This window comes from Actinoplanes oryzae (genome assembly GCF_030757795.1).
Lineage (GTDB): Bacteria > Actinomycetota > Actinomycetes > Mycobacteriales > Micromonosporaceae > Actinoplanes.
The window spans coordinates 1-15,848 of the sequence record NZ_JAUQWH010000062.1 but is presented as its reverse complement, the minus strand read 5'-3'; the positions used below and the strand labels follow the sequence as shown (position 1 = coordinate 15,848).

Annotated in this window: 11 protein-coding genes; 5 read left to right on the top strand and 6 right to left on the bottom strand. The window is 73.4% G+C overall.

Annotated elements, in window-relative coordinates; translation table 11 throughout:
* Positions 1 to 40 precede the first annotated feature (40 nt).
* Genes RBH18_RS20865 through RBH18_RS20855 form a run of 3 tightly spaced genes read left to right on the top strand, consistent with a single transcriptional unit; the run spans position 41 to position 3,763 of the window.
* A complete protein-coding gene (locus RBH18_RS20865; protein ID WP_306210291.1) occupies positions 41 to 2,017 on the top strand; it encodes a cytochrome c oxidase assembly protein in 1,977 nt (658 codons plus the stop codon).
* 43 nt (positions 2,018 to 2,060) lie between these two features.
* Positions 2,061 to 2,597 carry a copper chaperone PCu(A)C gene (locus RBH18_RS20860; protein WP_306210289.1) on the top strand — a complete coding sequence of 179 codons (537 nt, stop codon included), beginning with the start codon at positions 2,061 to 2,063 and terminating at the stop codon, positions 2,595 to 2,597.
* Positions 2,594 to 3,763 carry a Dyp-type peroxidase gene (locus tag RBH18_RS20855; protein ID WP_306210287.1) on the top strand — a complete coding sequence of 390 codons (1,170 nt, stop codon included), beginning with the start codon at positions 2,594 to 2,596 and terminating at the stop codon, positions 3,761 to 3,763. The genes RBH18_RS20860 and RBH18_RS20855 overlap by 4 nt, the downstream gene beginning before the upstream one ends.
* Before the next feature lie 42 nt (positions 3,764 to 3,805).
* Here the strand turns inward: RBH18_RS20855 and RBH18_RS20850 are convergent, their stop codons facing one another.
* From RBH18_RS20850 to RBH18_RS20830, 5 genes are all read right to left on the bottom strand, one after another.
* Positions 3,806 to 5,254 (bottom strand): PepSY-associated TM helix domain-containing protein, encoded by a 1,449-nt coding sequence (locus RBH18_RS20850; RefSeq protein WP_306210285.1) that lies wholly within the window; start codon positions 5,252 to 5,254, stop codon positions 3,806 to 3,808.
* 63 nt (positions 5,255 to 5,317) lie between these two features.
* Positions 5,318 to 6,580 (bottom strand): Nramp family divalent metal transporter, encoded by a 1,263-nt coding sequence (locus RBH18_RS20845; RefSeq protein WP_306210283.1) that lies wholly within the window; start codon positions 6,578 to 6,580, stop codon positions 5,318 to 5,320.
* Positions 6,581 to 6,653: 73 nt separating this feature from the next.
* Positions 6,654 to 7,586: a ferritin-like domain-containing protein gene (locus RBH18_RS20840; RefSeq protein ID WP_306210281.1), complete on the bottom strand. Its 933-nt coding sequence runs from the start codon at positions 7,584 to 7,586 to the stop codon at positions 6,654 to 6,656.
* A 297-nt stretch (positions 7,587 to 7,883) separates the two neighbouring features.
* Entirely contained in the window at positions 7,884 to 8,897 is a 1,014-nt protein-coding gene (locus tag RBH18_RS20835; protein ID WP_306210279.1) for a S1 family peptidase, read from the bottom strand.
* Positions 8,898 to 9,059: 162 nt separating this feature from the next.
* Complete coding sequence (locus RBH18_RS20830; RefSeq protein ID WP_306210277.1) at positions 9,060 to 9,599, bottom strand: DUF4232 domain-containing protein; 540 nt, start codon at positions 9,597 to 9,599, stop codon at positions 9,060 to 9,062.
* Positions 9,600 to 9,863: 264 nt separating this feature from the next.
* Between RBH18_RS20830 and RBH18_RS20825 the strand changes: the two genes are divergently transcribed.
* Positions 9,864 to 12,101: a glycosyl hydrolase gene (locus RBH18_RS20825; RefSeq protein ID WP_306210274.1), complete on the top strand. Its 2,238-nt coding sequence runs from the start codon at positions 9,864 to 9,866 to the stop codon at positions 12,099 to 12,101.
* Positions 12,102 to 12,198: 97 nt separating this feature from the next.
* Complete coding sequence (locus RBH18_RS20820) at positions 12,199 to 12,774, top strand: GNAT family N-acetyltransferase (protein WP_306210272.1); 576 nt, start codon at positions 12,199 to 12,201, stop codon at positions 12,772 to 12,774.
* Here the strand turns inward: RBH18_RS20820 and uca are convergent.
* A partial coding sequence (gene uca / locus RBH18_RS20815; protein ID WP_306210270.1) for an urea carboxylase occupies positions 12,758 to 15,848 on the bottom strand: 3,091 nt, incomplete at its 5' end. The two genes, RBH18_RS20820 and uca, sit on opposite strands and share 17 nt — an antisense overlap.

Sequence of the window (15,848 nt, the reverse complement as noted above, 5' to 3'; positions counted from 1 at the left end):
CGTAGGGAACTTTCCGGCCGGGCGGAGCGACTGTTGCGGGGTGCGTAGTGCGGTGAAGACGCCGTTCCTGGTCGCTGCGGCGACGGGGACGGGCGTGGTGGTCCTGGTGGCGGCGTTGCTCTTCGGCGGGGCGGTGGACGGCGGCGTGCTGCCCGGCATCCCCAGCCCCGGCGGCCTGACGCTGTGGGGGCTGCCCGCGCTGACCATGATCGCGAACGTCCTCGGCGTCCTGACCGCCGGGCTCACCGCGACTGCGGCGTTCCTGCTGCCCGGGGACGGTCCGAGCGTGGCGGCCCACGGCTGGCGGCTGCTGCGCCGGTGCACGTGGCTGGCGCTGGGCTGGGCGGCGAGCTCGGTGGCGCTCGTCGTGTTCACCGTGTCCGACCTGCTCGGCGTACCCGTGGGGCGGTTGAGCGGGCAGTCGGTGACCAGCTTCGCCTTCTCCATCAACCAGGGGCAGGCTCTGGTCACGCAGGCGGGGCTCGCGCTGCTGCTGGCGGTCCTCACCCGGTGCGGCGTGTCGCGTGCGCTCGCCGCGGTCACCGCCGTCGTGGCGATGGTCGCGCTGCTGCCGCCGGCCTTCACCGGGCACTCGGCGGGCGCCGGGGACCACCAGATCGCGGTCACCAGCCTGGCCCTGCACGTCCTCGCGGCGTCGCTGTGGGTGGGTGGTCTCGCCGGACTGCTTCTCGTACGCCGCCACCGCCGCTTCGTGGACACCGCGGACCGCTACAGCCGGCTCGCCCTCGCGTGTTTCGTGGCGACGGCGGTCAGCGGCACGGCCAACGCGGCGGTCCGGCTGGGCAGCGTCTCCGAGCTCCTCGGCTCCCGGTACGGCGTCCTGGTCCTGCTGAAGGTGCTGGCGCTGCTGGCCGTGGGGCTGCTCGGGGCCGCCCACCGCAGCCGCACGCTCCCGGCGCTGCGGGCCGGCCGGCCGTACGCCTTCCTCCGCCTCGCCGCCGGTGAGCTGGTCGTGCTGAGCGCCGCGGTCGGGCTCGCCGTGGCCCTGTCGCGCAGCCCCACGCCGGTGCCCGAGACCGAGGCCGTCCCCGACCCCCTGGTGGAGCTGCTCGGCTTCGACCAGCCGGGGCCGATCACGGCGGCGCGGCTGCTGGGCAACCCGCTGCCGGACATGTTCTTCCTGACCGTCGTGGCGGTCGGCATCTTCTGGTACCTGGCGGGCGTGCGCCGCCTGCGCCGCGCCGGGCACGACTGGCCGCCGGCACGCACCGCATCCTGGGTGGCCGGGCTGCTGGTGCTCGGGGCGTTCACGTGCCTCGGCGTGGCCAAGTACGCGTACGTCCTCTTCAGCGTGCACATGGTCCAGCACATGGTCTTGTCGATGGTTGTGCCGATCCTGCTGGTCGGCGGCGCGCCGGTCACCCTGGCCCTGCGGGCGCTGCGCAGGCCGGCCGACCCGCAGGTGCGCGGTGCCCGGGAGTGGCTGCTGGTCGTGCTGCACAGCCGGCTGCTGCGGGTGCTCAGCCACCCGGTGGTCGCGCTGGCGATCTACGTGGCCGGCCTCTACGGGCTCTACCTGAGCGACCTGCTCGGCACGATCATGCGCTACCACCTCGGGCACCTCGCGATGCTCGTGCACTTCGTGCTGGCCGGCTACCTGCTCTTCTGGGTGCTGATCGGGATCGACCCGGGCCGGCGCCGGATCCACCCCGCGCTGCTGACCGTCGTGCACTTCCTGTCCATGGTGGCGCACGCGTTCTTCGGGTTCGTGCTGTTGCAGTCCACCGAGGTCATCGCCGCCGGCTGGTACACCTCCGTGCATCCGGCGTGGGCGTCCTCGCTGACGGCCGACCAGCACCTGGGCGCCGGGCTGGCGTGGGCGTTCGGCGAGGTGCCCGCCGCGGTGATCATGCTGCTGCTGGTCCGCCAGTGGATCCGCTCCGACGAGCGCGAGCAGGCCCGCCTCGACCGCGCCGCCGACCGCGCCGAGGCGTCGGGGGAGGAGGACGACCTCGCCCGCTACAACGCCTTCCTCGCCGCGCATCGGGAAGGTTGATCACGCCGGGAACTTCCGGCCGGGGCCGCCCGACGAAGACTGCATGCGAAAGAATCCGACCCTCGCGGCCGTGGCACTCGCGGGCGCCCTGCTCGGCCTCGCCGGCTGCGGCGACTCCACCGACAGCGCGGCGGCCCCCGCCCCGGCGCCCTCGGCGGCCACCACCCTCACGATCAAGGACCCGTGGGTCAAGGCGGCCACCGCCGGCACCATGACGGCCGCGTTCGGCGTGCTGACCAACGACACCGGCGCCGATGTCACCGTGGTCTCCGCGGAGTCCCCGGCGTCGCCGATGGAGCTGCACGAGATGACCATGAAGGACGGCCAGATGGTGATGCAGCCCAAGGAGGGCGGCTTCGTCGTCAAGGCGCACGGCACCCACGAGCTGGGCCCCGGCGGCGACCACCTGATGCTCATGAAGCCGGCCGCGGCGATCGAGGCGGGCGACGAGGTGTCGTTCACGCTCAAGCTCGCCGACGGCACCACGGTGCCGTTCACCGCGGTCGCGAAGCCGTTCGCCGGCGCGGGCGAGAGCTACGCGCCGTCCCCCGCGATGCCCATGGGGAGCATGGCCCCGTGACGTCGCGCCGCCGCATCCTCACCGGGGGCGCGGTGGCCGGGCTGGGTGCGGTCGCGGGGGCCACGGTGGTCGCCGCGACCCGCCCGGAGCCGCCGGTCCCGGTCGCTGCCACCACCACCCCGGACACGGGTACGGCCACCGTCGCGTTCCACGGTCCGAGGCAGGCCGGGGTCGCCGAGGACCCGCCCGCGCATGCCGCGTTCGTCGCGTTCACGCTCGCCGCGGGCACGGACAGGCGGGCCCTGGGCCGCATGATGCGCCTGCTGTCCGACGACGCCGCCCGCCTCACCCGGGGCGCCCCGGCGCTCGGCGACACGGACGCGACCCTGGCGGAGCTGCCCGCCCGGCTGACCGTCACGTTCGGCTTCGGCCCGGGGCTGCACACCCGGGCCGGCGCGAAGTCCCCGGTCGCCGACCTCCCCGCCTTCCCGATCGACCGGCTGGAACGGCGGTGGTCGGGCGGCGACCTGCTGCTGCAGATCTGCGCCGACGACCCGCTGACCGTGGCGCACACCCAGCGCATGCTCATCAAGGACGCGCGGCCGTTCGCGGCGGTGCGCTGGGTGCAGCAGGGCTTCCGGCGCAGCCCCGGCGTGCAGTCGGCCGAGCACACCCAACGCAACGTCATGGGTCAGCTCGACGGCACCGCCAACCCGCGCGGCGCCGAGATCGACCAGGCGGTGTGGAACCCGGACGGCTCGACCCAGCTCGTCGTGCGCCGCATCCGCGCCGAGATCGAGAAGTGGGACCTGCTCGCGGTCGCCGACAAGGAGAACGCGGTCGGCCGCCGCCTCGGCTCCGGGGCGCCGCTGAGCGGCACGGCCGAGCACGACCGGCCCGACTTCGCCGCCCTGGACGCCTCGGGGCTGCCGAAGATGCCGGACTTCTCGCACGTCACCCGCGCCCGCGTGGAGGATCCGGCCCGCAAGATCCTGCGCCGGCCGTACAACTACGACGGCGCCCCGGACGCGCTCGGGCAGCCGGACGCGGGGCTGATCTTCGCGGCGTACCAGCGGGACGTCGCCGCCCAGTTCGTGCCCATCCAGCAGCGGCTCGCCGACAAGGACCTGCTCAACGAGTGGATCACGCCGATCGGCTCCGCCGTCTTCGCGATCCCGCCGGGGTGCGCCGAGGGCGGCTGGATCGGCGAGCAGCTGCTGGGATGAGCGCCGGCCGGCCGGGAGCCCCGCGCTCCCGGCCGGCGCGGTTCAGCTGCCGGCCGGCGCCGGGGAGACCGGCACCGGCCGCCTGCGCCGGCGCAGCGCTCCTACGAGGACGTCGATCAGCAGGAAGCCGGCCAGCGGAACGCCGAACAGCGGCATGAACCAGCCGATCGCGAACACCACGGGCACGCCGAGCACGATGCCCCAGGACGGCAGCTGCTGCCAGGCGCCGCGCGCGGGCGGGGCACCGGCCAGGGCCCGCCGGTCGGCGCGGGTCGGCCGGCGCTGCCACCACATCCGGTAGCCCCAGACGATGACGGTGATCAGTCCGAGGGCGAGCGCGGCGAGCACGAGCTGGTTCGCCAGGCCGAAGAGATCGCCCATGTGCGCGTAGATGCCCCACTGCGTGAGCTTCGCCAGGACCGGCCAGTCGGCGAAGTCGATCCGGTCGCTGATCTCGCCGGTCGTCCCGTCGACGGCGATGCTGTCGCGCCCGACCGGCCACCGCGCGTCCTCCTCGGTGACCGTCCACGCGGCGCCGGCCTCGGCGGGCGGGGTGACCGTCAGCCGGCCGCCGATGCCGTTCGCCGTCGCCGTCTGCAGGACCTTGTCGATGACCGCCGGGTCGACCGCGGGCGAGACCGCGGGCGCGCCGCCGCCGTGCTCGGCGTGCTCCCCGGCCGCCGGGGCCGCGGCCGGGGCGGCGAGTGCGGTGGACACGGCGGGCCGGCTGCCGTGCAGGCCGTCGACGAGCTTGCCGAAGTTGGCGCCCGCGTACTCCGACCAGGTCAGCCCGGTGGCCGACAGGAACAGCAGCCCGACGGACAGCCACAGGCCCAGGGACGCGTGCCAGCTGCGGGTGCGCCGGACGCCCTTCTTCGCGGCGAGATCCGGGGCGAGCAGCGTGCGGGCGCTCCGCCGGCCCCGCTGGCGCCGCCACCACAGGGCCACCCCGCCCAGCGCGACGACCCACAGCCAGCTGGCGGCGAACTCGGAGTAGTACAGGCCGATCGGGCCGAGGTTGAGGTTCGTGTGCATGTCGTCGAACCAGGTACGCACGGGGGTGGCCGCCCACCACGTGGTCAGCTGACCGGTGACCGTGGCGGTGTACTGGTTCACGTACACCGTGTGCTTGTGTTCGTCGTCGAGCCCGGGCGCGGTGAAGTCGACCTGGGTGGTCGTGTCCCCGGAACCGGGCCGCACCGCGGCGAGCGAGCCCTCGGGATGCGCGGCGCGCGCCGCGGCGACCTGCTCGGAGAGCGCCCGCGGGGCGTCACCCGGCGCGACGACGAGCTGCTCGGCGTGGACGACGCGCTCGATCTGCGGCGTGAACGCGTACGCCAGCCCGGTCAGCGCCGCAAGCAGCACGAACGGGGCGACGACGAGGCCGGCGTAGAAATGCAGGCGGAGCAGCAGGGGCCCGAATCCGCGCCGGGGCGCGGCCCCCTGTCCCGGCGCCGGGGGAGCGGACGTGGCAGGCGAGGTCGCAGTCATGCTGCATAGGTCGTCCGGCGCGCCCGTCCGGTTCCCGCTGTCTCGTCCTGGGTGGAGGGTCGATCAGATCCCGAGCCAGGCGGCGAGCTGCTGGCCGAGCAGCATGATGTTCAGCCCGGCGAGCACGGCGACGACCAGCGCCATCCCGGCCGTCACCAGCGGGGTGTTGACGTGGCTGCCCATGATGTCGCGGCGGCTGGTGAGGCGCAGCAGGGCGCCGAGCGCGAAGGGGATGCCGAAGGAGAGCGCCACCTGGCTCCAGACCAGCGCCCGGGTCGGGTCGACGCCGGAGACGAGCAGGACGACCGCCGGCGCCATGGTGACCGCCCGGCGCAGCCAGACGGCGATCCGCAGGTCGAGGAAGCCGTCCATGATGATCTGGCCCGCCGCCGTGCCGACGCTGGACGACGACACGCCGGAGGCGAGCAGGGCGGCGGCGAAGGCCAGCGCGACGCTGCCGCCGACGGCCTCGCCGAGCCGGGAGTGCACGGCGTCCAGGCCGATCGCGGGCGTGCCCGGCCCGTCGTGGAAGAGCTTCGCGGCGACGGCGAGCATGCTGAGGTTGACGAGGCCGGCGATGCCCATGGCGATGACGATGTCGATGCGGGCGTACCGCAGCAGCCGGCCGGGCGGGCAGCTGCCGGCGCGGGCGACGCGGTGGCTCATCAGCCCGGAGTGCAGGTAGATGGCGTGCGGCATCACGGTCGCCCCGATGATGCCGACGGCGAGCAGCAGCGTGTCCGATCCGCCGAAGGAGGGCACCAGTCCGGTGAGGACGCCGGGGGCCGAGGGCGGCACGCGCAGGGTCAGGTAGAGGAAGCCGGCGCAGATGAGGGCGAGCAGGAAGCCGACGGCCAGCTCGAAGGGGCGGTGCCCGCGGCGCTGGAAGGCCAGCACGGCGAAGGCCAGCACGGCGGTGACGACGGCGGCCAGCGGCAGCGGCATGCCGAAGAGCAGGTTGAGGCCGATCGCCGCGCCGACGAACTCGGCCAGGTCGGTGGCCATGGCCACCAGCTCGGCCTGCGCCCACATCAGCCACCGGCCGCGGCGGGTCATCGTCTCGCGGCACAGCCGGGGCAGGCTGCGGCCGGTGACGACGCCCAGCTTCGCCGCGAGGTACTGGATCGGCATGGCCACGAGGTTCGCCAGGACCACGACCCAGACCAGCTGGTAGCCGGTGCTGGACCCGCCGGCGAAGTTGGTGGCGAAGTTGCCGGGGTCCAGATAGGCGATGGCCGCGACGAACGCCGGGCCGAGCGCGGTGGCGAGCCGCACCTTGGGCGCGACGGCCGTGGTGAGGCGCGGCTTCTCGGAGAGCTGGGTCACGTGCGGTCGTCCGTTCTCTGACGTGGGACACCCGCCCCGGCGAGGTCGCGGAGCGGGTGCCCGACGGAAGGGCTCAGCCGCTGACGCGGACCGTGCCGTTGACGCCCTTGGGGTAGAAGCCGCCCCGGCTGACCTTGCCCGGGTTGAGGTAGACGATGTTGAGGACCTTGCCGGGCGTACGGCTGTAGGCGACGCCGCTCTTGTCGAGCGGGTTGATGTTCGCCCGGTCGCCCACCATCAGGCCCTGGTCGTCGTCGCCCTTGCCGTCCAGCGAGTTGCGGGCGGCGGAGAGCTTCTCCACCTGGGCGCTCAGGCCCTTCTCGAACAGCGACGTACGGATCGTCGAGGCGTGGTAGGCCTCGGCGGCGAGGATGCCGGCCGCCGCCTCCAGATAGGTCTTGTTCGTGATCAGCGGCGCCGCGCCCTTGTACGCCGTCACGCCGACGTCCTCGAACAGGAAGGCGGCCAGCAGGAAGTTGTTCTCGTTGGCGTACGGGTCGAACGTGTCGTCGGCCCCGATGAGTCCCGCCGCCCGGGCCGCCGCGGTGAAGCTGTCGCGGATGTCGATGGCCGGCCGCGCCACCGCCGCCCCGCCGAGCGCGCCGCGCAGGAAGTTGACGTGGGCGCGCTCGTCGTTGGCGATCTCCTGGGCGTACTGGCGGACCGCGGCGGTCTCGAAGTTGACCTTGCGGCCGCCGGTGACGCCGCCGCGCGTCCCCTTGCCGGTGGTGAAGGTGTCGGCGAGGCCGGAGCCGTTGACCGCGTGCAGATAGAACTCCGCCTCGAGATATTCGAGGTTGAGCGCGAAGTTGAGCACCGCGCCGTCGCTGGGCGCCGCCGCGGCCGCCGACTCCCCGAGCGCCGCCTCCGCGGCGGAGCCGGCGAGCATGCCGCCGCCGACGACGCCGAGTCCGACGGCGCCGGCGCTCTGCAGGAACCGGCGCCGGTCGGTCGCGTTCTCCGCGCTGCGGCCGATCATCTGCCGGACGAGCTTCTTTCCGAACATGTGGTGCTCCCTGGCGTGTGGGCCCGCGCTTGACGGGCACGGTGCATCGGCCCGGGGCCCGAGTCAGCGCGGGTCATGCCGGGCGGGTGCGGAAGAATGAGTACGTCGCGCGGCGGGATCGGATCCGGACTGCCGCGGCTGCCGAGCCGGCCGTGGCGGGCCGGTCAGAGAAACCATAACGAGCGGCCGTCCCGCGGGAGGCCCAACGCGAAGATTGGTCGCGACCGGCGGGAGGCGCGGATCCCGGCGCGGTGGGCGCGGCCCCGCTGGACCCGAGGCGAGGGGCCGGCTCGCCGGTCAGCGGCGGTGGCGGAAGGCGTCCTCGCGGCGCCGGGAGCGGCGGGTGGCTGCGGCGACGGCAGCGCCGATCACGGCCACGCCGCCGACGGGTACGGCGACCCAGGCGGCCTTCGGCACGGTGAAGCCGGCGGTCGTGGGCGCCGGGGCGGCGACGGTGCTCGCCCGGGCGCTCGCGGAAGGGCTCGGCGACGGGCTAGGCGACGGCCGGTTGAGGTCCTTGCCGACGACCGACTTGATCCAGGGCAGGATGTTGTCGATGCGCCCGGCCGCGTCGGCGCCGGTGTGCGGGCACGACGGCCCGTGACTGACCACGCCGACCACGGTCACCGTGCCGTCCGCGGCCTCGGTGAAGTAGGGGCCGCCCGAGTCGTGCTCGCACGCGCTCGTGTTGGCGTGCGGCGCCTTGCCCTCCATGCCGATCTCGATGTCGCCGACCGACGTCACCTCGAACGTGCCGGTCTGCATGCGCTGCGGCAGCTTCTTCGCGTTGCGGCTGGTGAAGCCGTAGCCGGTGAGGCGGACGGTCGAGCCCACCTTGGGCGCCTTGCGGGTCAGCACCATCGGGGCGACGTCGAAGACCGGCTCCTCCAGCTTGGCGAGGGCGACATCGGCCTTCTTGTTCTGCTTGACCGCCACGATGTTCAGCTCGTGGCCCTCGTCGGTGGTGAGGTCCGCCCGGTTGATCACCGCGATCGTCTCCTCGGCGACCGTGCGGGAGACGTGCTTGCCGTTGACGTCGCGGAAGCAGTGACCGGCCGTGAGGATCCAGCTCGGGGAGATGAGCCCGCCGGAGCAGGCGCTGTCGCGGGTGCCGCCGTCCGCGGTCGGGATGCCGTTGTCGATGATCTTCACCGCGAACGGGTACTTCCCGACCGGCGCGTTCTGCCCGCGTGCGATCGCCGCCGCGGGCGCCGCGGGGGCCACGATCAGCGCCGCGATCACGGCCAGGCCGGCCGCCGCGGTTCCCTTGCGCCACGCGCGGTCACGGTCCCGATGCTGAGGGTCGCTCATTCACTCTTTCCCGACTGGTCCGGTGCCGCGCCAGGGTAGCCGCGGGGACTGCTCGATCTTCAGATCACTCGACGCTCAGTCACTACCTATCCGTTGCATGGGCCGGACGATAGTCAACCGTGTCACGCCTTCCCCTCTCTCCTGTCGTACGGGCGCCGGTCGTCACGCCCCCGCGGTCAGCGGGCCGACGCTGTTGGGCAGGCCGGTGCCCGGCAGGGGAGCCGTGAGCTGCGTGATGGCGAGCCCCTCCGGCCACGCCGCGACGAGCGACACCCCGGTGCCCGCCAGCCGCACCCGCATCCAGCCCGGCTCCCAGACGTCCTCGGCGCCGGGCAGCACCTGGACCCGCACGGTCGCGTGTGCCGACTTGCCCGCGCCCAGCACGACCCCGTCGTGGGCGCCGTCGCTCGCGGGCACGTCGAGCGCCGCGGCGAACGCCTGCGACTTCGGCCCGGTGAGCCGCACCCCGAGCGGCCCCTCGACCCGGCACGCCTCGGACGCCGTGTTGGTCAGCGTCAGCCGTACCTCCTCGAACCAGGCGTCCTCGTCGCCGGTGATGCCGCCGTCCTCCACGAGCACCGCCAGCGCACCCTCCGCGCACGGGCCGGCCGTGCCCGCCTCCGCCGTCGCGGCGTGCGCGATCGACCCGCTCGCCACGACAGCGATCCCCGCCACAACCATCGCCAGCACAGGCACCCGCATGACCCGAAGCTCCCTCGTCCCCGGCCGGACCGTCGTGGCCCGGCTCGCAGGAAGAACGCTAGAGAGATCGCGGCCGCGACTGCTCACGGATTCGTGCCACGTGCCCGTCGGGCGTGCTGGACCCGGAGGTTCTCCTCGACGTGGCGGTGCCGGAGCGTGGGGCGCAGCGGGGTGATCATGCGCATGCCGTCACCCTGGCGGCGCTGCCCCCACGGGCAAGATCGACGTTGGTAGGGTCTCGCCGTGACCAAACAGGGACGCAGAGTGTCCATCTTCGAGGGTGCCGGATCCCGGTCCGTGGCGGCGGCGGCCGTCGTGACCGTGGTGGCCGGTCTGTCACTGACCACGGTCGACGTGGCGCCCGCCCGGGCTGCCACGACGACGATCGCCGTGAATGCCGCCGCCGAGCCGGTGGGCACGCTGAACAATCCGGCCTGGTACCAGAACTTCTCCGAGCTGGGCGAGCGGGACCTGGCCCGGGTCGACGAGCTCGCGCCCCGGGTGGGCCGCGGCTGGGGGAACGTGACCTGGTACTACGACGAGACGAAGGACACGTACTCCTTCACCAACAAGACGTTCGACCAGGCGGCGGGCTACACCGACCGGATGCTCATCAACTTCGGCCAGTGCGACCAGGTCCTCATGACCCTGCAGTCGCCGGCGAAGTGCCGCGAGGTGCTCAAGACCGGGATCAAAAACCGGAAGCAGCGCTATCCCGGGCTGCAGTACATCGAGTTCTTCAACGAGCCGGACAAGACCTGGGACCCGGCGCCGCCGGAGACGGACACCTATCTCACGCCCGAGAACTACTACAAGTGGTACCAGATCGGCTACTCGATCATCAACGAGGTCAACGCCGAGCTGGACCCCTCGCTCAAGCTGCAGATCGGCGGCCCGGCGGCGTTCGAGTTCGACGCGGACTACCTGCAGAGGTTCATCGCGGCCTACAAGGCCGACACCAACCCGGCCAAGCGCCTGGACTTCGTGTCCTTCCACGACTACTCCCACGACGCGAACCCCAGCGGGGTCCAGGGCCAGAAGGCGCAGATCCAGTCCTGGCTGGGGAACACGACGACGCCCGTCTTCGTCACGGAGTACGGCGTCTTCGCCGGCGACCAGTCCCTCGGCACGGTCGAGCAGGATCAGGTGATCCACGCGGCGGCCATGGCGACGCTGGGCAACTACTACGTCCAGGGCGACATGGACATGCCCATGCACTGGGTCTACGAGCACAACAACGCGCGCAAGTCCATGTTCAACAATGCCGTGGACGGCGCGGTCTTCCCCTATTACAACGTCGTCAAGATGCAGACGATGCTGAAGAGGAACCGGCTCGCGACCCCGGGCACGCCCCCGCCCGGCGGCATCGGCGTCAACACGCTGGCCACCCGGGACGAGTCCGGCATCGCGCTGATGACGACCAACTACCAGTACACCGGCACGGCGAGCAGCACGGTGCAGCTCGACGTCACGCTGCCCCCGGCGACGTTCGACGGGCGCCAGGTACGCGTCCAGCGCTACCTCGTCGACGCGACGCACAGCAACTGGAACGTCACCAAGTCCGGCGGCGAGCTCGAGAAGGTCGAGGACTACGTGCTGCCCGCGGGTGCGAAGGCGCTCCCGGCGGCGTACACCCTGAGCCCCAACGCCGTATCGCTCGTCGTGCTGTCACCGGTCACGTCCGTCGAGGCCGAGGACGTCACGCCGGTCACGTCGGCCGGCGACCCCGCCTGGGACATCACCGACACGGCGGCGAGCAAGGGCCTGCTCAGCCTCTTCGAGCCGGACGCCGTGGGCGACCAGGCCACGTACACCCTGCGCGTCCCGGCGGCCGGACCGCACCGCGTCCGGCTGCGGCTCAAGCACGCGCCCGCCCGCGGCAGCACCCAGGTCGCGATCAACGGCGCCCCGATCGGCGCCCCGATCGACCTCTACTCCACCGGCTACTCGTTCATCGACCACGACCTCGGCATCCGTACGCTGCGCGCCGGCGACAACACCATCACGTTCACCGTGACCGGGGCGGGCGCCGAGGGCAGCCACAGCATCGGCGTCGACACCTTCGTGCTGGAGCCGCAGTACGGCTTCCGCGTCGAGGCCGAGGCCCGTGTCCCGGTGAGCCCGACGGGCAACCAGGTGCTCGTGCTGGCCGAGGACGCCGCCAGCAACAAGGGCTACGTCACGGGCACCTTCACCGCGCCGGGCAACGCGATCACCTACCGCTTCACCGTCCCGGCCACGGGCCGCTACAAGCTGACCACCGGCGTGAAGATGTTCCCCAACCGCGGCATCTGCCAGTGGTCGACCGGCGGCGCCGCGATCGGCACCCCGAAGGACCACTACGCGGTCAGCCCCGCGTACGGCCCGCAGGAGGTCGGCGTGGTCGACCTGCACGGGCCCGGCCCGGCCGAGCTGACCTGCACGGTCACCGGCAAGAACGCGGCCAGCAGCGGCTACAACCACGGCATGGACTACTTCGACTTCGCCCCCGCCGACAACTGACCCGTCCGGAAGCAGGGGGAGGAGCCTACCGGCCGGTGGGCGCCGCCCCCTGCCGTGAGCTGACGGAGATTGGTGCGAAGCGCTTAGGGTGCAGGGCATGGCGGGTTTTCCGGCTCCTGAGTTGGCGAGTGAGCGGCTGATCCTGCGGCAGGTCGGGGAGCGGGACGCCGGCGAGGTGCATGCCGTGTGGCAGGACGAGCGGTTCGTGCAGTGGGCGCCGGTCGGATACGCGCACGCGCACGGCGATCTGGCGGCGGCCGTCGAGTGGTGCACTGCGGGGGCCGAGACGCGGCGGGCGGACCCGGGGAAGGTGGAGTTCGCGCTGGAGCCGCGCGGTGCCGGGCGGATGGCCGGGCTCGTCGGGCTGACCGGTGCCGACTGGGACAACCGGGTCGCGGAGATCCATTACTGGACGGCGGCGTGGGCGCGCGGGCGTGGCTACGCCGCCGAGGGGACCCGGGTCCTGGCGGAGTGGGCGCTGCGCGACGCCGGGCTGGAGCGCATCGCCCTGGTGGCGGCGGCGGGCAACGCGGCGTCCCGGCACGTCGCCGTGGCCGCCGGCTTCCGGCTCGAGGGGGTGCTGCGCAGCGCCGCCGCCCTGCGGGACGGGGGCCGGACCGACTACGCCGTCTACGGCCTGGTCCGTGCCGATCTGGCTAGGCCGGGCCGATGACCACCAGGGCGTCGCCCGGGGCGACCTGGGCGCCGGGAGCGGCGAGGACGGCGGTGACCACGCCGGCGGCGGGCGCCTCGACGAAGGTCTCCATCTTCATGGCCTCCAGGACGACCAGCGTCTGACCGGCCGCGACCACGTCACCGACGGCCACCTCGACCTTCCAGACGTTGGCGACGAACGGGGCGTCGACGCGCGTGCCCCCGGGCGGGACGACGGCATCGGCCACCGGGACGACGGCATCGGCCACCGGCACGACGGCGTCGGCCCGGTCGAACTCTCCGGCGGCTTCCCAGGCGGCTCGTTCGGTGGCGAAGGCCGCAGCCTGCGTACGCCGGAAGGCCGCGATGGCATCCGCGTGCTCGGCCAGGAACGCCTCGTGCTCGGCCAGCGAGAACGTACCGTCGGTGATGTCCGGTGTGGTGCGCCCGGCGGCCAGGTCGGCGCGCAGGTCGAGCAGCTCCTCGGGGGAGACCGGGTACCAGCTGATCCGGTCGAAGAAGTCGAGCAGCCAGGGGCGTTCACCCCGGCGCGGGTACGGCCGCCAGACCTGCGTGGTCCGCCCGACGAACTGGTAGCCGCCGGGGCCCTCCATGCCGTAGATGCACAGGTAGGCGCCGCCGATGCCGACCGAGTTCTCCGCCGTCCAGGTGCGTGCCGGGTTGTACTTCGTGGTGACCAGCCGGTGCCGGGGGTCCAGCGGCGTGGCGACCGGCGCGCCGAGATAGACGTCACCGAGCCCGAGGACGAGGTACTCGGCGTCGAAGACCGTGCGGTACACGTCATCGACCGTCGCCAGGCCGTTGATCCGGCGGATGAACTCGATGTTCCACGGGGTCCAGGGCGCGTCGTCGCGGACCCCGGCCATGTAGCGCGCGATGGCCTCCCGGGTGGCCGGGTCGTCCCAGCTCAGCGGGAGCCGCACGTGGCGGCTGGGCACGACGAGCCCGGAGCCGGCCGGGAGGGTGTCCTCGACCTCGGTGAGCAGGCCGAGCAGCCGCGACACGGGCAGCCGCCGGGGGTCGACGTGCACCTGCAGGCTCCGGATGCCCGGGGTGAGGTCGACGATGCCGGGCTCGCCGAGCGCGTCCAGCGCCTGGTGCAGCGCGTGCACGCGGGCCCGCAGTCCCAGGTCCAGCACGATCTCGCCGTACTCGACGAGCACGTTGTCGTCCCCGCTGCGCCGGTAGGTCACCGAGGGCGTCCCGTCGCGGCGCAACAGGATCCCGTCGTCGCCGGACGGGACGAAATCCCGCAGGGGCGCCGGCTTCTCGTCGGGCAGGGGCACGAAGGACACGGTGTCGCCGGGCCGGAGCTGGCCGAGCTTCCACCGGTCGGCGGTGACCACGGTGACCGGGCAGACGAAGCCGCCCAGCGACGGCCCGTCCGGCCCGAGCAGGATGGGGGTGTCGCCGGTGAAGTCGAGGGCGCCGATCGCGTACGCGTTGTCGTGGATGTTCGACGGGTGCAGTCCCGCCTCCCCGCCGTCGCGGCGCGCCCACGCCGGTTTCGGGCCGATGAGCCGCACGCCCGTACGCGCGGAGTTGAAGTGCACCTCGAAGCGCGCCGACAGGATCTCTTTCATGTCGGCGGGCGTGAAGAACTCGGGGGCGCCGTGCGGCCCGATCGCCACGGTCAGCTCCCAGTGGGATCCGAACTCCGGCGCCGTGATCGGGGCACCGGGCGTCCCGGTGGCGGCTCCGGGCCGCAGCACGTCACCGGGCCGCAGCGCCCGCCCGCCGTGCCCGCCGAACTTGCCGAGCGTGAAGGTGGCGGCGGAACCCAGATAGAGCGGCACGTCGAGGCCGCCGGCGAAGCAGACGTACGTCCGGAGGCCCGTCGTGGCAGCGCCCACGTCCAGCGTCGCCCCCGCCGGCACGTCGACCGGCGTCCACATCGGAACGGCGACGCCGTCGACCGAGACGGGCGCCGGCGCACCGGTGACGCACACCGTGGTCGCGGCGGAGAAGGCGAGGGCGGGCCCGGTCGCCGTGCACTCCAGCCCGGCCGCGTTCGGGTCGTTGCCGAGGATCCGGTTGCCCGCCCGCAGCGAGCGGTCGTCCATCGCGCCCGACGGCGGGACCCCGACCTGCCAGTAGCCGAGGCGCCCGTCCGCGTCCTGCACGGTGGTCAGCAGGCCCGGCCGCCGCACGGTGATGCGCGGCGCCGGGTCGCCGACGGTGTCCAGCGTCGTCGTGTGGTGCGTGACGTCCCGGAAGGCGGGCAGCGCCGGGATCGCCCGCAGCAGCCCCAGGTTCACCTCGACGCCGTCGATGCGCGTGTCCGCCAGCGCCGCCCCGAGCCGGTCGATCGCGTCCGCCCGATCGTCGGCGTGGACGATGACCTTGGCGAGCAGCGGGTCGTACGCGGTGGACACCTCGGTGCCCGTCTCCACCCAGCCGTCCACCCGCACCGCCGGGCCCGACGGCAGGGCGACCCCGGTCAGCAGGCCGGCACTGGGCTGGAACCCGGCGGCGGGGTCCTCGGCGTACACCCGGGCCTCGATCGCGTGCCCGCGCACCGGGACCGACGTCCCCCAGCGGCGCAGCAGGCCGGTGTCCCCGCCGGCCAGGCGCAGCATCCACGCGACCAGGTCGATGCCGGTGACCGCCTCGGTGACGGGGTGCTCGACCTGCAGCCGGGCGTTGACCTCGAGGAAGGACGCCTCCTCGCGGACCGGGTCGTAGACGAACTCGACGGTTCCGGCCGAGCGGTAGCGGACGGACGCCGCGAGCGCCCGCGCGGACTCGTGCAGGCGCTCGCGCAGCGCGGACGGCAGGCCGGGGGCGGGCGCCTCCTCGACCACCTTCTGGTGCCGGCGTTGCAGCGTGCAGTCGCGGTCGCCCAGGGACACCACGCCGCCCAGCCCGTCGCCGAAGATCTGCACCTCGACGTGCCGGGCGTGCTCGACGTACCGCTCGGCGAAGACCCCGCCGGAGCCGAAGCTCTGCTCGGCGAGGCGGGTGACCCGGTCGTAGGCGGCGCGCAGTTCGGCGGGGGAGCGGCACACGGTCATGCCGATGCCGCCGCCCCCACCCGGGATCCTACTCCGGCCGGCCGACGTCTCCGCCGCG